The sequence below is a fragment of the Comamonas sp. GCA5 genome (genome assembly GCF_036541385.1).
GTDB lineage: Bacteria > Pseudomonadota > Gammaproteobacteria > Burkholderiales > Burkholderiaceae_C > Comamonas > Comamonas aquatica.
In genome coordinates, this window is sequence record NZ_JAZHFR010000054.1 from 1 (window position 1) to 24,865 (window position 24,865).

General features: G+C 63.9%; 21 protein-coding genes, 1 rRNA gene, 1 other RNA gene and 1 pseudogene. 13 read left to right on the plus strand and 11 right to left on the minus strand.

Annotation, left to right across the window (positions count from 1 at the left end):
* Both rrf and SJH88_RS12825 read left to right on the plus strand, forming a co-directional pair.
* Positions 1–112: ribosomal RNA gene (rrf, locus tag SJH88_RS12820) — 5S ribosomal RNA — on the plus strand.
* 192 nt (positions 113–304) lie between these two features.
* Positions 305–1,042, plus strand: coding sequence for a 16S rRNA pseudouridine(516) synthase (locus SJH88_RS12825; protein ID WP_260673818.1), 738 nt, complete (start codon positions 305–307; stop codon positions 1,040–1,042).
* 172 nt (positions 1,043–1,214) lie between these two features.
* On the opposite strand, the gene SJH88_RS12830 is transcribed toward SJH88_RS12825, so the two are convergent.
* On the minus strand, positions 1,215–2,138 hold the full coding sequence (locus SJH88_RS12830; RefSeq protein ID WP_274754705.1) for a Ppx/GppA family phosphatase: 924 nt from the start codon (positions 2,136–2,138) through the stop codon (positions 1,215–1,217).
* A 199-nt stretch (positions 2,139–2,337) separates the two neighbouring features.
* On the opposite strand from SJH88_RS12830, the gene ppk1 reads away from it, so the two are divergent.
* The gene (gene ppk1, locus SJH88_RS12835) at positions 2,338–4,455 is read left to right on the plus strand and encodes a polyphosphate kinase 1 (protein ID WP_274754706.1); all 2,118 of its coding nucleotides are present in this window, start codon (positions 2,338–2,340) and stop codon (positions 4,453–4,455) included.
* Positions 4,456–4,629: 174 nt separating this feature from the next.
* Here ppk1 and SJH88_RS12840 read toward each other — a convergent pair whose 3' ends face one another.
* Positions 4,630–6,102, minus strand: coding sequence for a Ppx/GppA phosphatase family protein (locus SJH88_RS12840; protein ID WP_260673815.1), 1,473 nt, complete (start codon positions 6,100–6,102; stop codon positions 4,630–4,632).
* 270 nt (positions 6,103–6,372) lie between these two features.
* On the opposite strand from SJH88_RS12840, the gene pstS reads away from it, so the two are divergent.
* The 7 genes and pseudogenes from pstS to phoR all read left to right on the plus strand — a co-directional run bounded on the left by pstS (position 6,373) and on the right by phoR (position 13,043).
* Complete coding sequence (gene pstS, locus SJH88_RS12845) at positions 6,373–7,413, plus strand: phosphate ABC transporter substrate-binding protein PstS (protein ID WP_274754707.1); 1,041 nt, start codon at positions 6,373–6,375, stop codon at positions 7,411–7,413.
* A gap of 94 nt (positions 7,414–7,507) precedes the next feature.
* Positions 7,508–8,524, plus strand: coding sequence for a phosphate ABC transporter permease PstC (gene pstC / locus SJH88_RS12850; RefSeq protein ID WP_225890751.1), 1,017 nt, complete (start codon positions 7,508–7,510; stop codon positions 8,522–8,524).
* A complete protein-coding gene (gene pstA / locus SJH88_RS12855; protein WP_042419867.1) occupies positions 8,521–9,405 on the plus strand; it encodes a phosphate ABC transporter permease PstA in 885 nt (294 codons plus the stop codon). The genes pstC and pstA overlap by 4 nt, the downstream gene beginning before the upstream one ends.
* Before the next feature lie 18 nt (positions 9,406–9,423).
* Positions 9,424–10,224, plus strand: a complete 801-nt coding sequence (pstB, locus tag SJH88_RS12860; protein ID WP_045267077.1) for a phosphate ABC transporter ATP-binding protein PstB — start codon at positions 9,424–9,426, stop codon at positions 10,222–10,224.
* Between the two features lie 19 nt (positions 10,225–10,243).
* The gene (gene phoU / locus SJH88_RS12865) at positions 10,244–10,945 is read left to right on the plus strand and encodes a phosphate signaling complex protein PhoU (RefSeq protein ID WP_042419860.1); all 702 of its coding nucleotides are present in this window, start codon (positions 10,244–10,246) and stop codon (positions 10,943–10,945) included.
* Positions 10,946–10,965: 20 nt separating this feature from the next.
* Positions 10,966–11,664, plus strand: coding sequence for a phosphate regulon transcriptional regulator PhoB (gene phoB / locus SJH88_RS12870; protein ID WP_274754708.1), 699 nt, complete (start codon positions 10,966–10,968; stop codon positions 11,662–11,664).
* 9 nt (positions 11,665–11,673) lie between these two features.
* A pseudogene (gene phoR / locus SJH88_RS12875) lies at positions 11,674–13,043 on the plus strand (phosphate regulon sensor histidine kinase PhoR).
* Between the two features lie 57 nt (positions 13,044–13,100).
* Here phoR and SJH88_RS12880 read toward each other — a convergent pair.
* The 5 genes from SJH88_RS12880 to trxA all read right to left on the minus strand — a co-directional run bounded on the left by SJH88_RS12880 (position 13,101) and on the right by trxA (position 18,572).
* Complete coding sequence (locus SJH88_RS12880) at positions 13,101–14,441, minus strand: MATE family efflux transporter (protein ID WP_274754709.1); 1,341 nt, start codon at positions 14,439–14,441, stop codon at positions 13,101–13,103.
* A gap of 12 nt (positions 14,442–14,453) precedes the next feature.
* A complete protein-coding gene (locus tag SJH88_RS12885; protein WP_274754710.1) occupies positions 14,454–16,151 on the minus strand; it encodes a hypothetical protein in 1,698 nt (565 codons plus the stop codon).
* 163 nt (positions 16,152–16,314) lie between these two features.
* Positions 16,315–16,560 carry a type B 50S ribosomal protein L31 gene (locus SJH88_RS12890; protein ID WP_042419852.1) on the minus strand — a complete coding sequence of 82 codons (246 nt, stop codon included), beginning with the start codon at positions 16,558–16,560 and terminating at the stop codon, positions 16,315–16,317.
* A gap of 141 nt (positions 16,561–16,701) precedes the next feature.
* The gene (rho, locus tag SJH88_RS12895) at positions 16,702–17,964 is read right to left on the minus strand and encodes a transcription termination factor Rho (protein WP_043384949.1); all 1,263 of its coding nucleotides are present in this window, start codon (positions 17,962–17,964) and stop codon (positions 16,702–16,704) included.
* A gap of 275 nt (positions 17,965–18,239) precedes the next feature.
* Entirely contained in the window at positions 18,240–18,572 is a 333-nt protein-coding gene (gene trxA, locus SJH88_RS12900) for a thioredoxin TrxA (RefSeq protein WP_043384947.1), read from the minus strand.
* 243 nt (positions 18,573–18,815) lie between these two features.
* Between trxA and SJH88_RS12905 the strand changes: the two genes are divergently transcribed.
* Positions 18,816–20,153 (plus strand): TIGR03862 family flavoprotein, encoded by a 1,338-nt coding sequence (locus SJH88_RS12905; protein ID WP_274754711.1) that lies wholly within the window; start codon positions 18,816–18,818, stop codon positions 20,151–20,153.
* A gap of 335 nt (positions 20,154–20,488) precedes the next feature.
* Here the strand turns inward: SJH88_RS12905 and ffs are convergent.
* An RNA gene (gene ffs / locus SJH88_RS12910) (signal recognition particle sRNA small type) lies at positions 20,489–20,584 on the minus strand.
* Positions 20,585–20,899: 315 nt separating this feature from the next.
* Here ffs and SJH88_RS12915 point away from each other — a divergent pair.
* A complete protein-coding gene (locus SJH88_RS12915) occupies positions 20,900–21,754 on the plus strand; it encodes a hypothetical protein (RefSeq protein WP_274754712.1) in 855 nt (284 codons plus the stop codon).
* Between the two features lie 59 nt (positions 21,755–21,813).
* Complete coding sequence (locus SJH88_RS12920; protein ID WP_274754713.1) at positions 21,814–22,404, plus strand: recombinase family protein; 591 nt, start codon at positions 21,814–21,816, stop codon at positions 22,402–22,404.
* Between the two features lie 188 nt (positions 22,405–22,592).
* Here SJH88_RS12920 and tnpC read toward each other — a convergent pair whose 3' ends face one another.
* The 3 genes from tnpC to tnpA all read right to left on the minus strand — a co-directional run.
* Positions 22,593–24,152: an IS66 family transposase gene (tnpC, locus tag SJH88_RS12925; RefSeq protein WP_406569267.1), complete on the minus strand. Its 1,560-nt coding sequence runs from the start codon at positions 24,150–24,152 to the stop codon at positions 22,593–22,595.
* A gap of 74 nt (positions 24,153–24,226) precedes the next feature.
* Complete coding sequence (gene tnpB / locus SJH88_RS12930) at positions 24,227–24,559, minus strand: IS66 family insertion sequence element accessory protein TnpB (RefSeq protein WP_015912732.1); 333 nt, start codon at positions 24,557–24,559, stop codon at positions 24,227–24,229.
* On the minus strand, positions 24,556–24,865 hold a 310-nt coding region (gene tnpA, locus SJH88_RS12935; protein ID WP_274754714.1), incomplete at its 5' end, for an IS66-like element accessory protein TnpA. The genes tnpB and tnpA, both read right to left, overlap by 4 nt.

The window sequence follows — 24,865 nt, forward strand, 5'->3', positions numbered from 1 at the left end:
CTGGTGACCATAGCAAGTTGGCCCCACTCCTTCCCATCCCGAACAGGACAGTGAAACGACTTTGCGCCGATGATAGTGCGGATTCCCGTGTGAAAGTAGGTCATCGCCAGGCTCTTACAGCGACAAACCCCCTGACCTCCAACGAGGCAGGGGGTTTTGTTTTTGGGGGACTTGATTATCAACGTGATAGCTGCCTGCGCCGTCAAAACGGTGCTTGGGATATCAAAGTATTTGGATAATGGCTGCGCTCATACGCAAGCAGCTCTGGTTTTTGATGCCGCCATCCGCGGCCAAGGTGGTGTAAATGCAGTTGCAGGACATTCTTTATTCGCAAGGTTTCGGTATTCGCCGTGTGTGCTCGGGCCTGATTCAGCAGGGTTGGGTGGAGGTCTATACCCCCGAGGCGGAGCAACCTGTGCAGATCAAGGATTCGACGGCGGACTACGAGCCTGAAGGGCTGCGTTTCCGGGTTCAGGGTGTCGACTGGGAATACCACGAGAAAGGCTATGTCTTGCTGTACAAGCCCGAGGGCACGGAGTGTTCGCAAAAACCGTCGGCCCACCCCAGCATCTATACCTTGCTGCCCGCACCGTTGCGCCAGCGCCCGAACAAGGGCGCGGTGCAGGGGCTGCAGGCCGTGGGGCGCCTGGACCAGGATACGACGGGCTTGTTGCTGCTCAGCGATGACGGGCAGTTCATTCACCGCATGAGCTCGCCCAAGAAGCATGTGCCCAAGGTTTACCGCGTGACCACCAAGCACCCGATCACGCAGGCGATGGTGGACAAGTTGCTGGCGGGCGTGGTGCTCGATGACGACCCCAAGCCGGTGAAGGCCGCCGCGTGCGTGCAAGTGTCGGAACTGGTGCTGGATTTGACCCTGACTGAAGGCAAATACCACCAGGTCAAACGCATGCTGGCCGCCGTGGGCAACCGGGTGGAGGGCCTGCACCGCTGGAAGATTGGCGGACTGGAGCTGCCCGCTGGCATGCAGCCTGGCGAGTGGCGGTGGCTGCACGCCGCCGATCTGGCCTTGCTGCGTTAATCGGGGCGACGGCATTGCCCTGCGCCATGTCCGGGTGGGGCAGCCCAGATTCGATGCGCATTCCTGCAAGTGGGCAGCACGAACTGGCCGCGGCAGTAGCGGTCAACCCGCATGGCAGCCTGCAAACCGTAGAAACCTGAAAGTCGTTTTCCCAAGCCCCGGGCTAGATGGCTCAGGCGTGAAGTGGCAGGGATTTGTGCAGTTCGAACATCAGGCCATGGCGCAAGGCCCCCTGGGCCACCCGCATGTGCTGCAGCTGCAGCGCATCGAAGACGGCGCACATGATGCTGACGCCCCCGCCAATCACCGGGCGCAGTTCCTCGCGCACGCCGGGCAGGGGCAGGTGCTGGATGTGCCCGGCCTGTATCAACTGCGCGCGCAGCTGGTGCAGCGCGGTGCGGCTGATTTCGCCAGCGGGGTGGCCCATCTGGTGCAGGGCCTTGCCAATCGCCCCTGCGGTGCCGGAAGAACCGAACACCTGCTGCCAGGGCAGCGCCTGCAACGGCGCCACATGGGGCTGCAGGGTCGCCTGGGCCGCCGCCTGGGCGGCTTCAAAGCAGGAGGCGGCCAGAGTGCCCTGGTCGAAAAAGCGCTGGGCCCAGGCCACGCTGCCGATGGGGCAGGAGATGGCCGCCTGCAGCGTGTGGTGGCGACCGATGCAGATCTCGGTGGAGCGCCCGCCAATGTCGATCACTAGGCGTGGCGCCGCACTGTCGGGCAGCAAGCTGCTGACACCCTGGTAAATGAGTGTGGCCTCACGCTCGCCAGAGATCAGTTCCACCGCACAGCCCAGGATCGTGCAGGCTTGTAACAGGAAGATGTCGCGATTGTGGGCTTCGCGCAGGGTCTGGGTGGCCACGGCGCGGCGGTGTTCGGGCGCCACCTGGGCCATCAGGCCGGCATAGCGGCGCAGGCAATCCAGGCCGCGTTCCAGGGCCTGCGGTTGCAGGTTGCCGCTGGGGTCCAGGGCGCCCCCCAGGCGGATGGTTTCCTTGCGCTGGTGTTCGATCTGCAGCCTGCCGTTGACGATGCGGCCCATCAGCAGCAGTATGCTGTTCGAGCCGATGTCAATGGTGGCGAGCAGGGGAGCTTTCATGGGGCAGGGAGAAACGCGCAGCCCGCCAGATTACCATCAGCACAGTGCCTTCCGGAGAACCGCCTGTGTTTGGTGTGCATCAAACAGTCATGTGACTGTCACGGTTTCGTCACACATCTTGCGGATACTGAATTGGCGTAGCCAAAGAGTTTCCATGCCATCCAGAACAGAATCGACCATTGCCCCGCTTCCTGCATTCATGACACTGCCTGCCGAGGTTCCCAAGGCAGCCGAAGCCGGCGTGGTTGACGATGTGGCCCCTGCGGGCGAAGCCGCTGCGACGGCGGGTTTGGCCCTGCTGCCACGCGACCACTGCATTCTGGCGTTCAACGAACGGGTCATGGACTGGGCGCGGCGCGAGGATGTGCCGCTGCTGGAGCGCCTGCGCTATCTGTGCATCGTCTCGTCCAATCTGGATGAGTTTTTCGAGGTGCGGGCGGCCCCGCAGATCGTCGCCGTCAAGACCATGGCGCAAGGCGTGTACAACGCCGCCGATGGCCTGGAGCTGTTGCGCAAGGCCCAGGATTTGGTGGCCCGCCAGTACGCGCTGTACAACCAATCCCTGCTGCCGGCCTTCCATGCGGCTGGGATCCGCATCGTGCACCACCACGAGCGCACGGCCGCGCAGCGCAAGTGGGTGCACCGGCACTTCCTGCAGGCGGTCAAGCCCTTGCTGGTGCCCGTGGCGCTGGACCCGGCCCACCCGTTTCCGCAGGTGGCCAACAAATCCCTGAACATGGTGGTGCGCCTCAAGGGCGGCGATGCCTTTGGCCGCGCCAACGAGGTGGCCATCGTGAAACTGCCGCGCGCCTTGCCGCGGTTGATGGCCTTGCCCGCCAGCATTTCGGGCAAGCAGCGCTTGTTTGTCAGCCTGTCCAGCATGGTGCGTGCCCACCTGGCCGAGCTGTTCGATGGCCGCGAGGTGGTCGAGGCGGTGCAGTTCCGCGTGACGCGCAACACCGAGTTGCTGGTGGAAGAGGACGAGGTGGACGACCTGCGCACGGCGCTGCGCCAGGAGCTGGCCTACCGCCAGTTCGGCCAGGCGGTGCGGCTGGAAGTCAGCGATCGCTGTTCGGATTTTCTGGCCGGCACGCTGCTGCAGGAGTTCGACCTGCCGCCACAGGCGCTGTTCCGTGTGCCGGGGCCGGTGAACCTGGTGCGCCTGTCGGAGCTGATCGACCTGGTCAACGCGCCCGGCATGCTGTTCCAGCCCTGGCAGGCCAGCTGGCCGTGCCAGCTCAAGCCCACAACCAAGGTCATGGCGCAGATGCGCAAGCAGGATGTGCTGATCCACCAGCCGTTCGAGCAGTTCGATGCCGTGCTGGAGCTGTTGCGCGAAGCCGTGCACGACCCCGATGTGGTGGCGATCAAGCAGACGATTTACCGCACCGGGGCCAAATCCGAGCTGATGGACCTGCTGGACAAGGCGGTGCGCCTGGGCAAGGAAGTGATGGCGGTGGTGGAGCTGAAGGCGCGCTTTGACGAAGAGGCCAACATCAACTGGGCCGATGCGCTGGAAGCGGTGGGCGCCCAGGTGGTGTATGGCGTGGTGGGCCTCAAGACCCACGCCAAGATGCTGTTGATCACGCGCCGCGAGGGCCGGGGCCTGCGCCGCTACGGCCACCTGTCCACCGGCAACTACAACCCCAAGACGGCGCGCCTGTACACCGACCTGAGCTATCTGACCTGCGACCCGGTGCTGACGGCCGACATGGACGCGGTCTTCCGCCACCTGGCCAGCCCCAACACCCGCCCGCAGCTGAACAAGCTGGTGATGGCGCCCTTCATGCTGCAGCAGACCATGCTGGCGCACCTGGATTCGTGCAAGAAGGCGGCCCTCAAGGGCGAATATGCGCGGGTGGTGATCAAGAGCAATGCCATGACCGACGAGGTCCTGATCCAGGCGCTGGTGGAGGCCGGGCAGGCCGGCGTGCAGATCGATCTGATCGTGCGCGGCGCCTGCATGCTGCCGCCGCAGGTGCCGGGGGCGACGGACAACATCCGCGTGCGCTCCATCATCGGCCGCTTCCTGGAGCACTCGCGTGTGTTCTATTTCGCCTGGGGCACGCAGCACGAGCACCTGCTGCTGTCGAGCGCCGACTGGATGCGCCGCAACATGACGCGCCGGGTGGAACTGGCCTGGCCGGTGACAGAGCCCCGTCTGCGCCAGCGCGTGATCGACGAGTGCCTGGTGGCCTATCTGCACGACGACCGCGACGCGTGGATCCAGCAGCCCGATGGCAGCTACCTGCCGGCAGCGCACCCGCAGACCGGCCATGGTGCACAGACCGCCTTGATGCAGCTGTACGGCGCCTGACGCTGGCATGGTCAGGCCTCTGGCTGCACGGTGGCCTGCAACAAAAAACGGATGCCCAGGCATCCGTTTTTTGGTGTGGCTTGCAAAACCATAGCTGTTGGCGCTTGCTGTGCAATGTTTTCTTGTTGAAAAGCATTGCAAAGCCTTGTTTGGCAAGCGCTGCCAGCTCCTGTTTCAGTCCAGTTGCAGCAGCAACTGCCAGTCGCTCTTGCTGATGGCTTCGGCCTCTTCGCGCAGCAGCTGGGCGCTGAGCGGGAAGCGTTGGGCCCAGCCCGCAGGCGTCTGCAGCCGCAATTGCTGGCCATCGCGCTGCAGTTCCACACCGTGCAGGTCGGGTGCGCGGCGCGAGTTGCACAGCACCGTGGCCAGGCGCAGGCACAGCAGTTGCAGCGCGTGGTCCGGGCGGTGCATGAAGGCTTCCATCTTCTTGATCTTGCCGCGGTGGCCCAGCACCAGCTGGCCCAGGTGCTCCAGCTCGGCTGGGGTGAAGCCCGGGGCGTTGCTGTGCTCCAGGATGTAGGCGCTGTGGCGGTGGTAGTTGCTGCGCGAGATGCGGCAGCCCACCTCGTGCAGCAGGCCGGCCCAGGCCAGGCTGGCCGGGGCATGGGCCTCGCCGGGGTGCAGCTGCAGCCACAGCTGTTGCGCCGTTTCGGCCACGTGGCGCGCGTGCACGCTGTTGACGCCAAAGCGTTGCATCAGCCCCAGCACGCTGGCGGTGTGGATGTCGCCGATCTGCTCATCGTCCACCAGGCCATACAGCACCCCCAGGCGCAGCGCGCCCTGGGCCACCTGCATGCTTTCCAGGCCCAGCAGGTCGAACACGGCGCGCAGCACCGCCAGGCCGCCGGCCACCACGGGGCGGCGGTCTTCCTTCAGGCCTTCCAGCTTGACGCGGTCCAGGTGCTGGGCGCGCAGCAGTTGCTGCTGCAGCCAGTCCAGCCCGGCGCGGGTGATGACGCCCTGGCCCTGGCCATTCGCGGCCAGGGTTTCGCCCACCGCGTTGGCCGTGCCGGCGGAGGCGTAGGCCACGTCCCAGCTGCCGGGGCGGAAGGTGTCCAGGGCCTCGTCCAGCACGGCACGGGCAGCGATTTCGGCCGTCTGGAAGGCTTCGGCCGTGATCGCGCCGGAGGGGAAGTAGCGCGAGGTCCAGGCCACGCTGCCGATGCGGTAGGAGGCCACGGACTGGGCCACGCTGCCTTGACCGAGCACGAATTCGGTGGAGCGCCCGCCGATGTCGATCACCAGGCGGCGTTCGTCCGTGGCCGGCAGCTGGCTGACCACGCCGCGGTAGATCAGCGCGGCTTCTTCCTCACCGGTGATGATTTCGATCGGAAAGCCCAGCAGCTCGCTGCCCTTGTCGATGAATTCATCGCGGTTGCGGGCCTCGCGCAGGGTCTGCGTGGCCACGGCGCGCACGCGCTGCGGGTCGAACCCCCGCAGGCGTTCGCCAAAGCGCGCCAGGCAGGCCCAGCCGCGCTCCATGGACTCTTGCGTCAGGTTGCGATTGCTGTCCAGGCCATTGCCCTGGCGCACGGTTTCCTTCAGGTACTCCAGGCGGTGGATCTGGAGGTGTTCGTAGCTGCCGATTTCCAGGCGGAAACTGTTGGAGCCAAGATCTACGGCGGCAAGTGCAATCGCGTTGTTCATAAGGGAGATGTCAGCTGGCGGCGCAAAGGGTGCAGCTTAGCAGTCATGAAGGGTGGGACGAAGGGGGGAGACATGTCCAAGCATGCAGCAGGGCTGGCATGCTAGGGCGCGGATGTGACGCGACTGTGACGGGTTTTTTAAACCCTGCGTTGTGGTTTTTGAGCCGGCGGACATAAATTTATGCATGTCACAGACATGTCACAAAGGATTCTTACATTCACGTCATCGAGTTTTCTTCAACCTTGTTCTGCAACCTAGAGAGGTGCTTACATGAAAATGTCCATGATGCGTGTTTTGGTGACCGGTGCCCTGGTATCGGGCGGTTTGCTCAACGTGGCTGCTGCACAAGAATCCACCGGTGCCGGCGCCAGCTTCCCCGCACCCCTGTACTCCAAGTGGGCGGCCGACTACAACAAGGCCACCGGTGTGAAGATCAACTACCAGTCCGTGGGCTCCAGCGCCGGCCTGAAGCAGATCGAAGCCAAGACCGTGGACTTCGGCGCTTCGGACGAACCCCTGAAGGATGCAGATCTGCAGGCCAAGGGCCTGGTGCAGTTCCCCACCGTGATCGGTGGCATCGTGCCCGTGGTCAACATCAAGGGCCTGAAGCCCGGCCAGCTGAAGCTGAGCGGCCAGATCCTGGGTGACATCTACCTGGGCAAGATTAGCAACTGGAACGACCCCGCCATCGTGGCCCTGAACCCTGGCGTGCCCCTGCCCGATGCCAAGATCTCCCCCGTGCGCCGCGCCGATGGCTCTGGCACCACCTTCGGTTTCACCAACTACCTGAGTAAGGTGAATGCCGAGTGGAAGGACAAAGTGGGCGAGGGCAAGGCTGTGAACTGGCCCACAGGTGCCGGTGGCAAGGGCAACGAAGGCGTGGCCGCGTTCGTGGGTCGCCTGGCCAACTCCATTGGCTACGTGGAATACGCGTACGTCAAGCAAAACAACCTGGTGTTCGCCCAGCTGCAAAACAGCGAAGGCAACTTCGTGGCCCCCAACGAAGCGTCCTTCAAGGCCGCTGCTGCGGGCGCGGACTGGAGCAAGAGCTTCTACCAGATCCTGACCAACCAGCCTGGCAAGGACGCATGGCCCATCACCAGCGCCACCTTCATCCTGATGCACAAGAGCCAGGACAAGCCCGCCCAGGCTGCCACCGCCCTGAAGTTCTTCGACTGGGCCTACAAGAGCGGCGACGCCACCGCCAGCGGTCTGGACTATGTGCCCATGCCCGACTCGGTGAAGACGCAAGTGTTCAAGGCCTGGGGTGAGATCAAGGATGCTTCCGGCAAGCCTGTGGCTTGGAAGTAAACGGCTGACTTGAACAGTCGCTTCCTGCCGGACGCAGTCCTTGCGTCTGGCAGGTCTTGTTTTTTGTAAAGAGGTGACCCCCGTGTCCTCCATCATGTCTTCCGCAGCTGCCGAGTCGGCGGACCGCCCCCGGTCGATCGCCCAGCCGTCGCCAGCTCCACGCAAGAACGCATGGCTGCCCTCCAGCTTTGCAGACCGTTTGTTCGCCTGGTTGGCCAAGGGTGCGGCCCTGCTCACGCTGGGCCTGTTGCTGGCCATCATGGGGTCGCTGCTGGTGGGCGCCTGGCCGGCCATCAGCGAATACGGCCTGGGCTTTTTCACCCGCACCGAATGGGACCCCGTGCAGGACCAGTACGGTGGTCTGGTCATGATTTATGGCACCTTGATGACTTCGCTGATTGCGCTGATCATCGCTGTGCCCGTGAGCTTCGGGATTGCCCTGTTCCTGACCGAACTGGCCCCCAACTGGCTCAAGCGCCCTCTGGGCACGGCCATCGAGCTGCTGGCCGCCGTGCCTTCCATCGTCTACGGCATGTGGGGTTTGATGGTGTTCGGCCCGGTGCTGGCCACCTATGTGCAACAGCCGCTGCAGGCACTGTTTGACGGCGTGCCCTACCTGGGCGCGCTGGTGTCCGGCCCGCCCGTGGGCATTGGCATCCTGTCGGCCGGCATCATCCTGGCCATCATGATCATCCCCTTCATCGCTTCGGTGATGCGCGATGTGTTCGAGGTGACCCCCGCGCTGCTCAAGGAGTCGGCCTACGGTCTGGGCTCCACCACCTGGGAGGTGGTCTGGAAGGTGGTGCTGCCCTATACCAAGGCCGGTGTGCTGGGCGGCGTCATGCTGGGTCTGGGCCGTGCGCTGGGTGAGACCATGGCCGTGACCTTCGTGATCGGCAACATGAACCAGCTCAATTCGGTGTCCATGTTCGAGGCGGCCAACAGCATCACCTCGGCCCTGGCCAACGAGTTCGCCGAAGCCGGTGAGGGCCTGCACCAGGCTTCGCTGATCTACCTGGGCCTGGCCCTGTTCTTCATCACCTTCATCGTGCTGGCGCTGTCGAAGATGCTGCTCAACCGCCTGCAAAAGAATGAAGGGGCACGCACATGAGTTCCTCCAGCCAAAAATTGATCGCCGCGGAGCAAAAGACCGCCGAGCGCCAGGCCCGCTATGCGGTGCGCAAGCGCGTGAACCAGATCGCCCTGGGGCTGTCCCTGGGCGCCATGGCCTTTGGCGTGTTCTGGCTGATCTGGATCCTGTGGGAAACCATCCGCCTGGGTCTGGGCGGGCTGAGCCTGACGCTGTTCTCCGAGATGACGCCGCCGCCCAACGAGGCCGGGGGCCTGGCCAACGCCATCTTCGGTTCCTTCGTCATGGTGGCGCTGGCCACGGGCGTGGGCACCCCCATCGGGGTGATGGCCGGGGTCTACCTGGCCGAATACGACAAGCGCAGCTGGCTGGCCAGCACCACGCGCTTTGTGAACGACATCCTGCTGTCGGCGCCCTCCATCGTGATCGGCCTGTTCGTGTATGCCGTGGTGGTGGCCAAGTTCCGCAGCTTCTCGGCCTATGCCGGCATCGTGGCGCTGGCGCTGATCGTGATTCCGGTGGTGATCCGTACCACCGAGAACATGCTCACCCTGGTGCCGTCGGCGCTGCGTGAAGCGGCCTATGCCCTGGGCACGCCCAAGTGGAAGGTGATCAGCGCCATCACGCTGCGCGCCGCGCGGGCCGGGGTCATCACCGGCGTGTTGCTGGCGGTGGCGCGCATTGCGGGCGAGACCGCGCCGCTGCTGTTCACGGCGCTGAACAACCAGTTCTGGAACGGCGATCTGTCCAAGCCCATGGCCAGCCTGCCCGTGACCATCTTCAAGTTTGCCATGAGCCCCTATGAAAACTGGCAGCAGTTGGCATGGGCCGGCGTTTTCCTGATCACCTTGGCCGTGTTGGGCCTGAATATCCTGGCCCGCGTGCTCACGCGCCAGAAATAAAACCGTAAGGATTTCACGATGTCTACAACCCCTCTGATGGCCCCGGCCATTGCGCCGATCGCGGGTCGCGCCAAGCTGTCGGTGCGTGACCTGAACTTCTACTACGGCAAGTTCCACGCACTCAAGAACATCAACCTGGAAATTCCGGAAAAGAAGGTCACGGCCTTCATCGGCCCTTCGGGCTGCGGCAAGTCCACGCTGCTGCGCACGTTCAACCGCATGTATGAGCTGTACCCCGAGCAGCGTGCCGAAGGCCAGATCTTGCTGGACGGCGAGAACCTGCTGACCAGCAAGCAGGACGTAGCGCTGATCCGCGCCAAGGTCGGCATGGTGTTCCAGAAGCCCACGCCATTTCCCATGTCCATCTATGACAACATCGCGTTCGGCGTGAAGCTGTTCGAAAGCCTGGATGCGGCCGACATGGACGAGCGCGTGGAGTGGGCCTTGCGCAAGGCGGCACTGTGGACCGAGGTCAAGGACAAGCTGCACCAAAGCGGCGCCAGCCTGTCCGGCGGCCAGCAGCAGCGCCTGTGCATTGCGCGCGGCATCGCCATCAAGCCCGAGGTGCTCTTGCTGGACGAGCCCTGCTCGGCGCTGGACCCGATTTCCACCGCCAAGGTGGAAGAGCTGATCGCCGAACTCAAGGACGACTACACCGTGGTCATCGTCACGCACAACATGCAACAGGCTGCGCGTTGCAGCGACTACACCGCCTACATGTACCTGGGCGATCTGGTGGAGTTCGGCGAGACCGAACAAATGTTCTTCAAGCCCCAGCGCCGCGAAACCGAAGACTACATCACTGGCCGATTCGGCTGACCCCAGAGGAGACAGAGACATGCCAGACAAGCACTTGTCGACCCAGTTCGACAGCGAACTCAATCGTATTTCCACTCGGGTGATGGAGCTGGGCGGGATCGTGGAGCGCCAGATCAGCCAGGCCATCTTTGCCCTGACCCAGTTCAACCTGGAGGCCGTGGAACAGGTCGCCGCGCTGGAAGAGCGCGTGAATGCCATGGAGGTGGAGATCGACTACGAGCTGTCCTCCATCATCGGCCGCCGCCAGCCCACGGCGCGCGACCTGCGCATGCTGATGGCCTTTTCCAAGGTCACTGCCAACCTGGAGCGCATGGGCGACGAGGCGCACAAGATGGCGCGCATGGTCAAGTCCATCATCGAGAGCGGCGCGGCCCGCACCCTGCCCACCAGCGAGCTGCGCGTGGCCGCCGAGATGGCCTCGGGCCTGCTGCGCAAGGCCCTGGATGCACTGGCGCGGCTGGACACCAAGGCGGCCCTGGCCATCCTGAAGGAAGATGACCTGATCGACAACGAGTTTGATGGCTTCGTGCGCAAACTGGTCACCTACATGATGGAAGACCCGCGCACCATCTCGCCCAGCCTGGACCTGCTGTTCCTGGCCAAGGCGATCGAACGCATTGGCGACCATTCCAAGAATGTGGCCGAACTCATCATCTATCTGGTGGAAGGCAAGGACATTCGCCACCAGTCCATGGCGGTGATCGAGTCCACCGTGCGTTAAACAAGCTCAGGTAAACAAGCATGAAGAAACTGCCGCAAGTACTGATCGTCGAAGACGAGCCAGCCATTGCCGAGCTGATTGCCGTGAATCTGCGCCACAACGGCTTTGCACCGTTGTGGGCCGAAGACGGCGTGAGTGCCCAGCGCGAACTGGATGCGGCCCTGCCCGATGTCATCTTGCTGGACTGGATGCTGCCCGGTGGCTCCAGCGGCCTGAACCTGGCGCGCAAGTGGCGGGCCGACCCCCGCAGCAAGCATGTGCCCATCCTGATGCTGACGGCCCGCGGGGACGAGCCCGACAAGATCGCCGGGCTGGATGCCGGTGCGGACGACTACATCACCAAGCCGTTTTCCACGCAGGAGCTGTTGGCGCGCATCCGCGCCGTGCTGCGCCGTCGCACGCCCGAGCAGGCGGGCGAACGCGTGCAGGTGGGCGAGCTGGTGCTGGACGGGGAAACCCACCGCGTGAGCTTCCGGGAACAGCCGCTGAAGCTGGGCCCCACGGAGTTCAAGCTGCTCAACCACCTGATGCACAACCCCGAGCGCGTGCACAGCCGCGCCCAGTTGCTGGACAAGGTGTGGGGCGACCATGTGTTCATCGAGGAGCGCACGGTCGATGTGCACATCAAGCGCCTGCGCGAGGCCCTGGGGGACGCCGGTGGCTTGGTGGAAACCGTGCGCGGCGCGGGCTATCGTTTGTCGGCGCGCCAGTCGGCCTAAGGACCTGTGATGTTGGCATGGCGTTGGATGGAAGTGCTGGTGCTGCAGGCCGTGCTGGCAGGCACGGCGGGCTGGCTGTGGGGGCCCTGGGCCGCCCTGGCGGGCGCTTTGCTGGCCACCTGGCTGTGGATGCTATGGGACCACTGGCAGATTGATCGGCTGCGCCAGTGGCTGATGGCCGGAGAGCTGGCGGCGTTCCCGGCGCTCAAGGGCGTCTGGAGCATGGTGGCCACCTACGTCCGCCGCGCCGTGCGCACGCGCGAGCAGGCCGCCGCCGCCGCCGAGCAGCGCGTGCAGGACATTCTGGCGGCCCTGCAGGCCAGCCCCAATGGGCTGGTGCTGATGGACGCCGAAGGCCACATCGAGTGGTGCAACCGCATGGCCGAGCGCCATTTCGGCTTTGATGCCCAGCGCGACATCCAGCAGTCGATTGGAAACCTGGTGCGCGACCCGGCCTTCAGCAGCTACTGGGCGCACCAGGACTTTACCTACCCCGTGCTGATGGCAGGGCGCGACAGCTCGCCCTCGCGGCCCGTCATGCTGTCGGTGCACATCTACCCGTACGGGGTGGGGCGGCACCTGCTGCTGGCGCGCGACATCACGGCGCTGGAGCAGGCCGAGGCCATGCGCCGCGACTTCGTGGCCAACGTCTCGCACGAAATCCGCACGCCCTTGACGGTGCTGGTGGGTTTTGTGGAAACCCTGCAGACGCTGGACCTGTCGCCCGAGGAGCACAAGCACTACCTGGCGCTGATGGCCCAGCAGGCGGGCCGCATGCAGAACCTGGTGCAGGACCTGCTGACGCTGTCGCGCCTGGAGGGCAGCCCCCCGCCGACCTACAACGACTGGTTCCCGGTCGGTCAGATGCTGCGCCAGTGCGCGGTGGAGGCCCATGCCCTGTCCAAGCTGCTGACCAAGGGCGCGGATGTGGGCCACGCCCTGAGCTTTCCCGAGCCCGAGGCCCCGGCCATGGACTGGGAGATTGCCGGGGTGCAGGCCGAGCTGATCAGCGCCTTCTCCAACCTCATCAGCAATGCGCTGCGCTACACCCGGCCGGGGGCAGTGTGGAGGTGCGCTGGGAGGGGCTGCTGGACGGCGGCGCGCGCTTTTCGGTCAAGGACTCCGGCCCCGGGATTGACCCGGCCCACATCGGCCGCCTGACGGAGCGCTTTTACCGCGTGGACCGCAGCCGCTCACGCGACACCGGTGGCACCGGCCTGGGGCTGGCCATCGTCAAGCATGCGCTGCAGCGCCATGGCGCCAAGCTGGAAATCCACAGCCAGCTGGGGGCCGGCGCAACCTTCAGCGCCGTGTTCCCGGCCCACCGCCTGCGCCACAGCGGCCGCGTGCATGCCGAACCGGAACGCCTGCCCAAGTGAGCTGGCCGTCCGCCAACTGCTGGCGGCGGGATGGAAAGCGGCCTGCGGGCCGCTTTTTTACTTGTGGGCGCGCAGCACCCGGTACAGCAGGTAAATGAAAATAATAGCTACCAGCGCAAGTGCAGAGGCACTTCCAATCCAAAACGGTGTTGGATTCATGGACCAATAAGCGCTGGTTGCTTCATTTTTGTAAGCCAGCCAGTAGCCGCCGCCCAGGCCTCCGCCCCACAGTAGGCTGCAATATACCACCAGCGGCGCCACGGTCACGCGCCAGCAGCGCATCAGGAAAATGCACACGCACTGCAGGCTGTCGGCGGCGTGGTACAGCGCCACCCAGGCCAGCAGCGTGGCCGTCAGGGCGATCACCGCCGGGTCGGCGGTGTACACCTGCGGCAGGTGGTGGCGCAGCAGCAGCAGGCTGCCCGACAGCAGCGCGCCGCTGACCAGGGCGATGCGCAGCCCCAGCCAGGCCAGCCGCTGCGCCTGGGCCTCGTTGCCCGTGCCGCGCCACCAGCTGACGCGGGCGCTGATGGCAATCCCCAGGGACAGCGGCACCATGTAGCACACGGCCGCCAGATTGGCTGCGATCTGGTGGCTGGCGGCTGCCAGCGCGCCCTGGCGCGCCACGAACAGGGCCACCAGCGTGAAGGAGGTGACCTCCACCAGGATGGACAGGCCGGCCGGCACACCCAGGCGCAGGAAAGCTGCCAATCGGGCCCAGTCGGGCGCTTCCATGCGCTGCCACAGCTGCAGCGCGGCATACAGGGCCTGCCGGCGCATCAGCACCACGGCAATCACGGCAATCGCGTAGTCCACCAGCAGCGTGGCCCAGGCGCAGCCGGCCGCACCCTGCGCCTCAATGCCCCAGCCGCCAAAGGTGAACCAGATGGACAGTGGCACTTTCAGCACCAGGGCGCCAACCTGCAGCCAGGTCACCAGCTGGGGATGGCCCAGCGCCTGGTTGAGGGTGGTGTAGAGGCGAAAGAACATCGCCGAAGGCAGAGCCCAGCCGACGATGATGAGGTAGGCGCGCACATCGGCCTGCATGGTGGCGGGCACTTCGGTCCAGGCCAGGATGGGGTCGGGAAAGACCAGCACCAGCATGCCCAGCAGCGTGAAGCCGAGCGCCAGGTACAGCGACTGGCGGAAGGACGTGCCGATGGCGGTGGTGTCGCCGCGACCATGCTGTTCGGCCCAGATCGGCAGCAGTGCCTGCAGCACGCCCATCAGCGAGACGTAGACGCTGACAAACACGGCCGAGGCCACGGACAGCGCGGCCAGTGCCTCGGAAGAGTAGCGGCCGGCGACGATGGTGTCGGTGACACCAAACGCCATGACCGCCAGCTGTCCGGCCAGCACGGTGCCCGCATGCCGCGCAATGGTGGCAAGTTCACGCATGGCAGCCTCGCTTCAAGGACGCTGGCGCAGTACCAGCAGGTGGTCCTTGCGATCGGTCGGGCGGGCGACGGCTTGCACCAGTTCCCACTGCGCGGCCGGGGCGGTGTCGATGGCCGACCACGCCGCCGGCGTGGCCACCAGCCACTGGCAGCCTGCGGTGGTGGCACGTGGCAAGCCACGCTCCAGGTGCCAGTTGGTGTGGAAGCGGAAGGCCGCTGCCTGCGCTTGGCTGAAGCCCAGCGTGCTCACACACTGCACGTCGCGGGGCACCCAGTGGGCCACGGCCGCCACGTGCGGCGCGTAGCTGCGGGCATAGTCCAGCATGGGCAGCCACAGCGTCATCAGCAGCACCCAGCCCAGCACAGTACCCCCGGCGGGGACGGCCAGGCTCTTCCAGATGGCGGCGCGGTGGCGGCGGGTGCGCCAGGTCACCAGCAGCAGCCAGGCGATGGTCGCGACCACAGCGACGCAGAAGGGGAACAGGGCAAAGCTCGGTTCAAAGCCGACGGCCAGGCGCTGCACGTTCTCTGCAGGCTTGGCCGGGAAGCCGGTCTGCACGGAGATCCAGACCACCCAGATGGTGATGGCAGAGATGGTGAAGAAGAACAGCGTGAGCCAGTCGATCAGGGCGCCCAGGCTGCGCTTGAACGTGGGCAGTGCGAAGGCCGCCAGCGCAGCCACGGCGGGCAGGCTCAGGATCAGCGCCCGGTCACCTTCCAGGGTGAAGATGGTGCAGAACAGGGCCACGGCCCACAGCCACAGCGGCCAGGCCAGGTGGGGGTGGCGCGCCGGCTGGCGCAATTGCAGGCGCCAGCGCCACAAGGCCCACACGGCCAGCAGCCAGGCGGGCCAGCTGAACCACATCAGCATGCGCACCGTGCTCTGCCAGTCCTTCCCCTGCTGCCAGGGGTTGATCAGGCGGTAGCCCCATTGCCCCAGCATCCAGGCGCTGAGCGCTGCAATCGCCATGCACAGCAGCCACCACGCGGCCCAGCTGTAGCGGTGAGGCAGCCTGGGCTGGCTGGTCGACAGGGCCACGGTGATGGCGCCTGCGCCCAGCAGCATGGCCATGGCGGGTGCCCCTCCGAGGGCCATCGCCAGCAGGCCCAGCAGGGCCGCCACGGCGGCCAGTTTGGGTTGCCAGGCCATGGCGGCAGCGGCGAAGAAAACGGCGCACACGGCACTCAACTGCACCAGGGTGTGGCTGGTCTCGTGCGCCAGCTGGGCCAGCCCCAGGCAGGCCAGCAAGGCCAGCAGGCCCCCATCGGCGAGGGCGCGCGCATAGTCGGTGGGCGAGGCCTCACCGCCAAACGCGAAGGCCACGGGCTGCGCTCCGGGCGTGCGCGCCAGGCTGAAGACGGCCTGCCAGGTGCACAGCAAGGCCAGACCCAGCAGCAGCATGAAGGGCAGGCGCACCACCAGGTCCGCCGGCATGCCGGCTGGCAGCAGCTTCAAGGCCACAGCGCCCAGCCAGTATTGCAGCAGGCCGGGGGCGTCCGGGCGCAGGCCATCGAGCAGGGGCAGGGTCCACGACGCCTCGCCGTGCGCCAGGGTCTGCATGTAGCCAAAGGCCGCCATGTCCACGTCACGCCAGGGCTCGCGGCCCACAAAGCCGGCCAGCACGTAGGCGGCACACAGCAGCAGCATGATCCAGCGCGGGAGGCTGCGAACGGCATTCTGGGCAACGATGGCGGGCGAGGGTGGGTTCATGGAAAGCGAAAAAACGGCGCCCCCGGGTCAGGGGCGATGAATCGGTGCGGTCACTTGGGTGCCCAAGCATGCCACGACTGCTGCAGGCGCGCAGTCATGGTGCGTGCAAAGAAAAAAGGCAGCCCGGTTGCCCAGGCTGCCTTTTGGCAGGGGAAGTAAAAGATTACTTCTTGCCGAAGCGGTTGCGGAAACGCTCCACACGGCCACCCATGTTGTCCACCGACTTTTGGGTGCCGGTGTAGAAAGGGTGCGATTCCGAGGAGGTGTCCAGCTTGAACAGAGGATATTCCTTGCCTTCGAAGGTCTCTGTTTCCTTGGTGTTGGCGCAGGAACGTGTCACGAACTTGAAGCCGTTGGACAGGTCAACGAACAGAACTTCGCGGTAATTGGGGTGAATGCCTTCTTTCATGATCTTCCTTTAGTCAACTGCGGCAGCCGTGTCGGACCCGAAACAACCCCTGTTTCGAAAATGCATCCCACATACTTACCGCAAGAAAAAGCCCCTCAGTATAACCTGAAGGGCGATGTTTGTGCTCAGCGGCTGCGCGTATCAGCCGCCGCGGCGCATCATGTCGAAGAATTCGCTGTTGTTCTTCGTGGCCTTCATGCTCTTGAGGACCATTTCCATGGACTCAATCTCGTCCATGTTGTACATGAACTGGCGCAGGATGCGTGTCTTTTGCAGCACTTCGGGTGGCAGCAGCAGTTCTTCGCGGCGGGTGCCGCTCTTGGACAGCTCGATCGCCGGGAACACGCGCTTTTCGTAGAGGCGGCGGCTGAGGTGGATTTCGCTGTTGCCGGTGCCCTTGAACTCTTCAAAGATCACCTCGTCCATGCGCGAGCCGGTATCGACCAGCGCGGTGGCGATGATGGTCAGCGAACCGCCTTCTTCCACGTTGCGGGCCGCGCCGAAGAAGCGCTTGGGGCGGTGCAGGGCGTTGGAGTCCACGCCACCCGACAGCACCTTGCCCGACGAGGGTACGACGTTGTTGTAGGCGCGGGCCAGGCGGGTGATGGAGTCCAGCAGGATCACCACGTCCTTCTTCAGTTCGACCAGGCGCTTGGCGCGCTCGATCACCATCTCTGCCACGTGCACGTGGCGGGTGGCGGGTTCGTCGAAGGTCGAGGCAATGATTTCGCCCTTGACCGAGCGCTGCATTTCCGTCACTTCCTCGGGGCGCTCGTCCACCAGCAGCACCATCAGGTGCACATCGGGGTTGTTGGCCGTGATGGCGTGGGCGATGTGCTGCATCATCATCGTCTTGCCGCTCTTGGGCGGGGCCACGATCAGTGCGCGCTGGCCACGGCCAATCGGGGCAATGATGTCGATGATGCGGCCGGTAATGTTCTCTTCGCTCTTGAGCTCGCGCTCCAGCTTCATCTGTTCCTTGGGGAACAGGGGCGTGAGGTTCTCGAACATCACCTTGTGCTTGTTCGACTCGGGCGAGTTGCCGTTGACCTTGTCCAGCTTGGTCAGTGCAAAGTAGCGCTCGCCATCCTTGGGCGTGCGCACTTCACCTTCGATCATGTCACCGGTGTGCAGGTTGAAGCGGCGCACCTGGCTGGGCGAGATGTAAATGTCGTCGGTGCTGGCCGTGTAGCTGGTGTCCGGGCTGCGCAGGAAGCCAAATCCGTCGGGCAGGATTTCCAGCACGCCGTCTGCGAACACTTGTTCGCCAGCTTTGGCGCGCTTCTTGATGATGGCGAACATCAGTTCCTGCTTGCGCATGCGGCCGACGTTTTCAATCTCAAGCGCTTCGGCCTGCTTCAAGACTTCAGACACGTGCAGTGCCTTGAGTTCGTTAAGGTGCATCTGGAGTTACTCCTTGGCGGAGTTCAAAGAAATCTGGGGAGGTGGCGAATGCCAGAGTAATCGGCGAAGAGCGCAGTACGTCGATGGCTTGCCTGGATGATCGGAAACGGCCGCCAATGCTCTGGGCCGTGATCAGGTTTTGATTATGACAGGAAAAGAAAGCGAACTGCACACGAGTTTGTGTCATGCATTCGCACAAGTGGGACGCGCGGCAGGGTGACACGGGCCTGCACGCGGGGCGCGCAGCCGTGCGTACGGCTGCGCAAAGGCGCTTATCAGGCGACGTGCTGGTCGATGAACGCCGTCAGCTGAGGCTTGGCCAGGGCGCCGACCTTGGTGGCCACCAGCTCGCCGTTCTTGAAGATCATCAGCGTGGGGATGCCGCGAATGCCGAACTTGGCGGGCACTTCGCGGTTTTCGTCCACGTTCATCTTGGCGACTGTGATCTTGCCTTCGTAGTTCTTGGCCACGTCGTCGAGGATCGGGGCAATCATCTTGCAGGGGCCGCACCATTCGGCCCAGTAGTCCACCAGCACGGTGCTGCCGGGTTGCAGCACGTCCGATTCAAAGCTGGCGTCAGTGACATGCTTGATGAGTTCGCTTGCCATGGAGTTGTTCCTTGTTGTGAGTGTTGGGGCAGTTGCGCACGGGCGTACGCAGAGAAAAATGCTGCCAATAATTGTGACAGAAACGAATGTCCGGACGTGCAGCATGGCTGGCTAAAACGCCTATGAAAGCCATAGCGGCAGGCAATCTGCGGATGGCTGGGGCGACCCCAGGTCTTCCCCATGGCGTTATGCTGCCTGCCCTTTGGCGCTGCGCGCCGGTGATGAGAAGAAAGAAGGATGCCTATGTCAGCTGCCGCCATGCTGCCGGTTTTGAACTGCGATGTCGCGATTGTGGGGGCGGGCCCTGCAGGGCTGATGGCGGCGCAGCTGTTGTCGGCCCAGGGGGCCAAGGTGCATGTGTTTGACGGCAAGGCCTCGGTGGGGCGCAAGTTCCTGCTGGCGGGCAAGGGTGGCTTGAACCTGACGCATGCCGAGGCCTTCGAGCGCTTTGTGGAGCGCTATGGCGATGCGCAGCCCCTGCTGCAGCCGCTGCTGCAGGACTTTGGCGCCGACCAGCTGCGTGCCTGGGCCGAGGGGCTGGGCATCGGGACGTTTGTGGGTACGTCGGGCCGCGTTTTCCCGACCGACATGAAGGCCGCCCCCTTGCTGCGCGCCTGGCTGACGCGTTTGCGTGCCCAGGGCGTGGTGTTCCACATGCGCCGCCTGTGGAAGGGCTGGGGTGCCGAGCAGACCCTAGTGATGGACACGCCCGACGGCGTGCAGCCGGTCCAGGCCCGGGCCACCTTGCTGGCCCTGGGGGGCGGCAGCTGGGCGCGCCTGGGATCGGATGGCGCCTGGGTGCCCCTGCTGCAGGCGCAGGGTGTGCAGGTGCACGCTCTGAAGTCGGCCAACTGTGGTTTTGATGTGGGACGCACGGCGGCGCCGCTGCCGCTGGACGAAACCCGCCGCGCTTTCCTGCAGGAGCTGCTGGGGCAGCCGTCCGCGAACACGCCGGGATGGAGCGAGCACTTCCGCCAGCGCTTTGCCGGTGCGCCGCTGAAGTCGGTGGCCATCCGCTTCACCGACAGCTTGGGGCGCAGCTTCGATCGCCGCGGCGAGTTTGTGGCCACGGCCACCGGGGTGGAAGGCAGCCTGGTCTATGCCGTCTCGCACCTGCTGCGCGACGAAATCGAACGCCATGGCGCCGCCACGTTCCAGCTCGATCTGCTGCCCGCCTTCAGCGCGGACAAGGTGCTGGAGCAGGTGCGCCACCCGCGCGGCTCGCGCAGCCTGTCCAGCCACTTGAAGGGGCGGCTGGGCCTGGATGGCGTCAAGGCCGCCTTGCTGTACGAGTTGCTGTCCAAGGAAGACATGCACGATCCCGTGCGCCTGGCCCATGCCATCAAGGCGCTGCCCATCACCGTGGTGGCGGCGCGCCCGATGGATGAAGCCATCAGCACGGCCGGCGGCGTGGCCTGGGCGGCCTTGTCCGAGGACCTGATGTGCCAGGCGCTGCCCGGCGTGTTCTGCGCCGGCGAAATGATCGACTGGGAGGCGCCCACCGGTGGCTACCTGCTGACCGCCTGCTTTGCAACGGGCGTGCGGGCGGCGCGCGGTATCCAGCGCTACTTGGCGGAGTAAATAAAAAAGAGAGCTGTTGGTGCTCGTGGATTCGATATTTACACTGTGTTTGTTGTGCAAATTGGCTTATTCCTTGCGCGATCAGCTCTTTTTTTTGATGGAGTAGGAGGCGACCGTGCGCTGGCGCTGTGAGGCCACGGGCCGTGCCGCAGTGCGGTCGCGGTGCCGTGGAGCCGGATTGGCAGGGCATTTCCGGCTACATTCAGAACCATGCAGGCGCAAAACTGCCCGAGACGGCGCGCTGTGCGGCGCAATCTCGTAAGGATGCTCTGGTGTTGGGGAGTGGTGCGCTTCGGAGCAAGGCCTCTTGTCAAGCAAGCGGAGTCGTAAGCGAAGTTGACAAGCCTTACCTCGGCACTGGTTTCACAGTTAGGGCTGCTTGGTTCCCCACCTGACCCGGTTGGCTGCTTCCCCATGCGAGGGGGCCTGTCATCCCTTTTTAGACCAAAGTGACACACTGAAGTGGCACGCGGAATAGGGTTGCAGTCTACCAAGGGGTGGACTGTTTTTTGCGAAATTTCTGAGCGGCTTTTATGTTGGGTGTGTGCTGTGCCTTACCCCCGTGCCCCCCCTTCGCTGTCTTGAATTTGGAGGGCGCTGTTGCCCTATATCTTTTGTGTTTTTTCGGGAGAATAGCCTGGAGGCGTTGCTGTTGTTGTTGTTGCTGTTGGCCTCTTGAGCGCTAATACATCCCTGATGTATGTTGCAAAGTTCAAACCGTTGGGTTAGCAAAATAAGGGGTAGGGATGACTAAAGAACAGTCTCAAGCAGAGAGCGACAGAGTAGCGGTAGACCAATCTATCACCGAGCTTGGTGTACTACTTGGGGCTGAAGCAGATGTTGTGGCTAATCTGATTAAGGAATATGCGCCAATGCTGGCTCGTGTTATCGAGACAGCCCGGTGTATGCCAGAGGTGATGCAAAAGGCTTTAATTTGCTTGGCAAATGAAGGTTGGTACTTGGACTGGAAAGAAATGTCTTTCAGTGCGCCTGCGGAGCTTGCCCAGATGTATTTTGATGGGCGAAAGCAAGAGGCTGACGCAAGGCTGGTTGAGCACTTTTCAAATAGGCTTCAAAGCATTGAGCGAGAACTAATCGGTCTTTATCCGAAAAGAGCGGAGATTTTTAGGCAAGCATTTGATGCACATCGACAAGCATTGTTTTTTGTGTCAGTGCCTACTTTCTTGGCTCAGTCTGATGGGATTTGTGCCGAAATCTTGCGGGAACACTTCTTTCAAAAACCTAAAGGGGCTACGCATCACTTCGAAAAACTATCTGACGCACTAAACCCACTTACAAAAGCAATGCTGGCTCCTTTTTTTGACAGGACAGCTATACGGCTTAGTCAAGACCTTAAAAGCGGTAAAGGTAGACCACGAGATTTCGACAAGCTTAATAGACACCAAGTTCTTCATGGGGAGTCATGCGACTACGGAACTGAGGTGAAGGCATTGCAAGCAATTTCATTTGTCTACTATGTAGCGGTTACTTTGAGTGAGGTTCTTGAACGCCAGTCAGAAGGTGAGCGGGAGTTGGATGCCAGAAATCGTTCGGTTTCCAACACCCCTTCAGGCACCAGCGAAAGCATGTTGAATAAATAGGGTTGCGACTTTTCTACACCAGTGACATACTGACACCCATTGTTAACAGGAGTGAATGCATGAGCGCACGGGTGTACGGCTATGGCCGAGTAAGTACAGCAGACCAGACGACAGAGAACCAACGCCAAGAGCTGGAGAGTCTGGGCCATGAGCTGCAGGCGCAGCGCTGGTTCTCCGACACCATCTCAGGCAAGGTGCCAGCCAAGGAGCGCCCCCAGTTCTCCAAGCTCCTTGAACGCATGGAGGCTGGCGACCTCCTGCTGGTCTCCAAGCTCGACCGCCTAGGCCGAGACATGATTGACGTACTGCAGACGCTCAAGACCTTGGAGGAGCGCTCTATCAGGGTGAAGGTCAATGCACTGGGAGACGTTGACCTCACCAGCGCGGCAGGCAAGGTGACCGTGCGTGTCTTGGCGGCAGTCGCTGAGATGGAGCGGGACTTACTGGTCGAGCGCACACAGGCGGGCCTTGCACGCGCCAAGGCTGAAGGCAAGCAGCTAGGCAGACCCACCAAGACCACTGAAGAGCAGCGCCACGCCATCAGAGCACGGCTGAATGAGGGGGTCTCCGTGTCTCAGGTGGCGCGGGACAACGGCATCAGCCGAGCATCGGTCATATCCATAAGGGATGCAGCCACAGAGACCATCTGAGCATCCGCCTATCACCACAGCACCACAAACGCCTCTGCAGGGTTCGCCTTGCAGGGGTTTTTTGTTTTCCTCTTGGGCATACGCATGCCCCACCGATACGGGGACGCCTAGCTTAAAGACAACCAAAGGAAAACATCATGACTTCTACCGTAAGCGTCCGGCAAACCCAGGCCTACCGAGGCCGGTGATCAGGCGTCGGCGGGTTTCCAGCGGTGTGGCAGGAGCTCGACGATGCGGCTGGCCTTGTGCGTGGGCAGTCGCGTGAGCACGTCCTTGAGGTAGGCATACGGGTCGTGCCCGTTCATACGGGCCGACTGGATCAGGCTCATGACGGCGGCCGCTCGCTGGCCCGCACGCAGGCTGCCGGCAAACAGCCAGTTGTTACGACCGATGGCAATGGGCCGGATCTGGTTCTCGATCCAGTTGTTGTCGACCGGCAGTTGTCCGTCATCCACGAATCGGGTCAGCGCATCCCAGCGCCGCAGGCTGTAGTCCAGCGCCTTGGCGGTTGCTGATCCGTCGGGCACCTGGCGCCGTTGCAGCGTCATCCACTCTTTAAGAGCGTCCAGGATCGGCCGGGTCTGCTGCTGCCGAACGGCTTGCCGTTGCTCGGTGTCCAGCTCTTTGACGTCCCGCTCGATCTCATAGACCCGGGCGAACTGCTGCAGGGCGAACTCGGCGATCTGGCTCTGGTTGGCCGCGTGCAGGTCGAAGAACTTGCGCCGGGCATGGGCCAGACAGCCCACCTCGGTCACGCCGCTGGCGATCAAGGCCTTGTAGCCGCTGAAGTCGTCGCAGGTCAGGCAGCCCTTCCAGGCCTTGTCGGTGCCGTGGCCCAGGAAGCGCCGGGCGTGTTCGCCCGAGCGGGATTCGCAGAAGTCGTAGACCACAGCCTTGATGCTCTCGAAGGCCCCCGGCGCATAGGCCCAGAGGTAGGCGCGGTGCGTCTTGCCATCGCCGGGCTTGAGCATGGCCACCGGCGTCTCATCGGCGTGTAGCACCCGGTGGCTGAGGATCTCGGTCTTCAGGGCATCGACCAGCGGCTGCAGCCGCACCCCGCAGGTGCCCACCCACTGCGCCAGGGTCGAGCGAGGGATGGCCAGGCCAGCGCGGCCGAAGATCGCCTCCTGCCGGTACAGCGGCAGGTGATCGGCGTACTTGCCCACCAGCACCTGGGCCAGCAGGCCGGTGGTGGGGATACCTTTGTCGATGACGTGCGCCTCGACCGGCGCTTGTTGAATGGTCTCGCACCGGGCGCAGGCCCACTTGCCGCGGATGTGGCGCTCGACACTGAAGACGCCGGGCACATAGTCCAGCTTCTCGGCCACGTCCTCGCCCACGCGTTTCATCTGGCAGCCACACGCGCACGTGGTGGACGTGGGTTCGTGGCGGATCTCGCGGCGTGGCAGGTGCGCCGGCAAGGGCATCCGCTTGGCCTGTCTCTTCTCGGGGGTGGCCGGTGCTTGCGTCTGCGCCAGCGCGTCGATCTCGCTGGCCACGGCCGCCAGGTCCGCTTCGATCTCGTCGTCGAGCAGGCTCTTCTGCTCAGGGCTGAAGCGCTCTGATTGGGCGGCGAACTTCATGCGCTTCAAGAGCGCGTTCTCGTGCGTGAGCTTGTCGATGAGGGTCTGCTTGAAGGCAAGCTCCTGGTCCTTGGCAGCAGCGGCTTGCAGCATGGACAGCAGCGCCGAGCGCAATTGCTCGGGACTCAGACTATCCAGGGATTGCGGCTCTACGACCATGGGCATGACTGTGCCAGCGCCGGTAACGCCACGCCATTGGCACATGCACCGATTGGCAGGCCGCATGTCAGCGATCAGATTCAGAGCACGGTGATGAGGCCACCATCGCCCAGGCGCTGCCAAGGCAACCCGAGCACCAGAGCGTCGAACTGCGAGCGGCTGAGCGTGGTGGTCAACGCACCGTCACGCGGCCAGACGAACTTGCCGCTGTTCAGGCGCCGCGCCGCCAGCCACACCCCAATGCCGTCGTGCACCAACACCTTCATGCGGCTGGCTCTCCGGTTGGCAAACAGGTAGGCGTGATGCGGACGCGCAGCACCGAAGACGGCCACCACACGGGCCAGCGCGGTGTCTGTGCCGGCACGCATGTCCAGCGGCTCGGTAGCCAGCCACAGGGCGTCGATGCGGATCACTTGAGCAGGTCCCGCATCCAGGCCGCGCAGTGCTCGGCCGCGCAGACCGGCCAGGTCAGCGAGATGCTGGTAGCGCCACGGCGCAACTCGATGCGGATGTCTGGGGCCGGCGCACAGCTGGGCGCAGGCAGCGTCACCGGCACGAAGGTGGGAACTTGCATATCTGTGCTGGGGGCATGGGCCAGTCGGCGCCATTTGTGCACGACGTTGGCGTTGATGCCGTGCGAGAGCGCCACGCTGGCCACCGATGCACCGGGCTGGGCGCACTCGGCCAGGATCTGCTGCTTGAGCTCGGCGCTGTGGCGC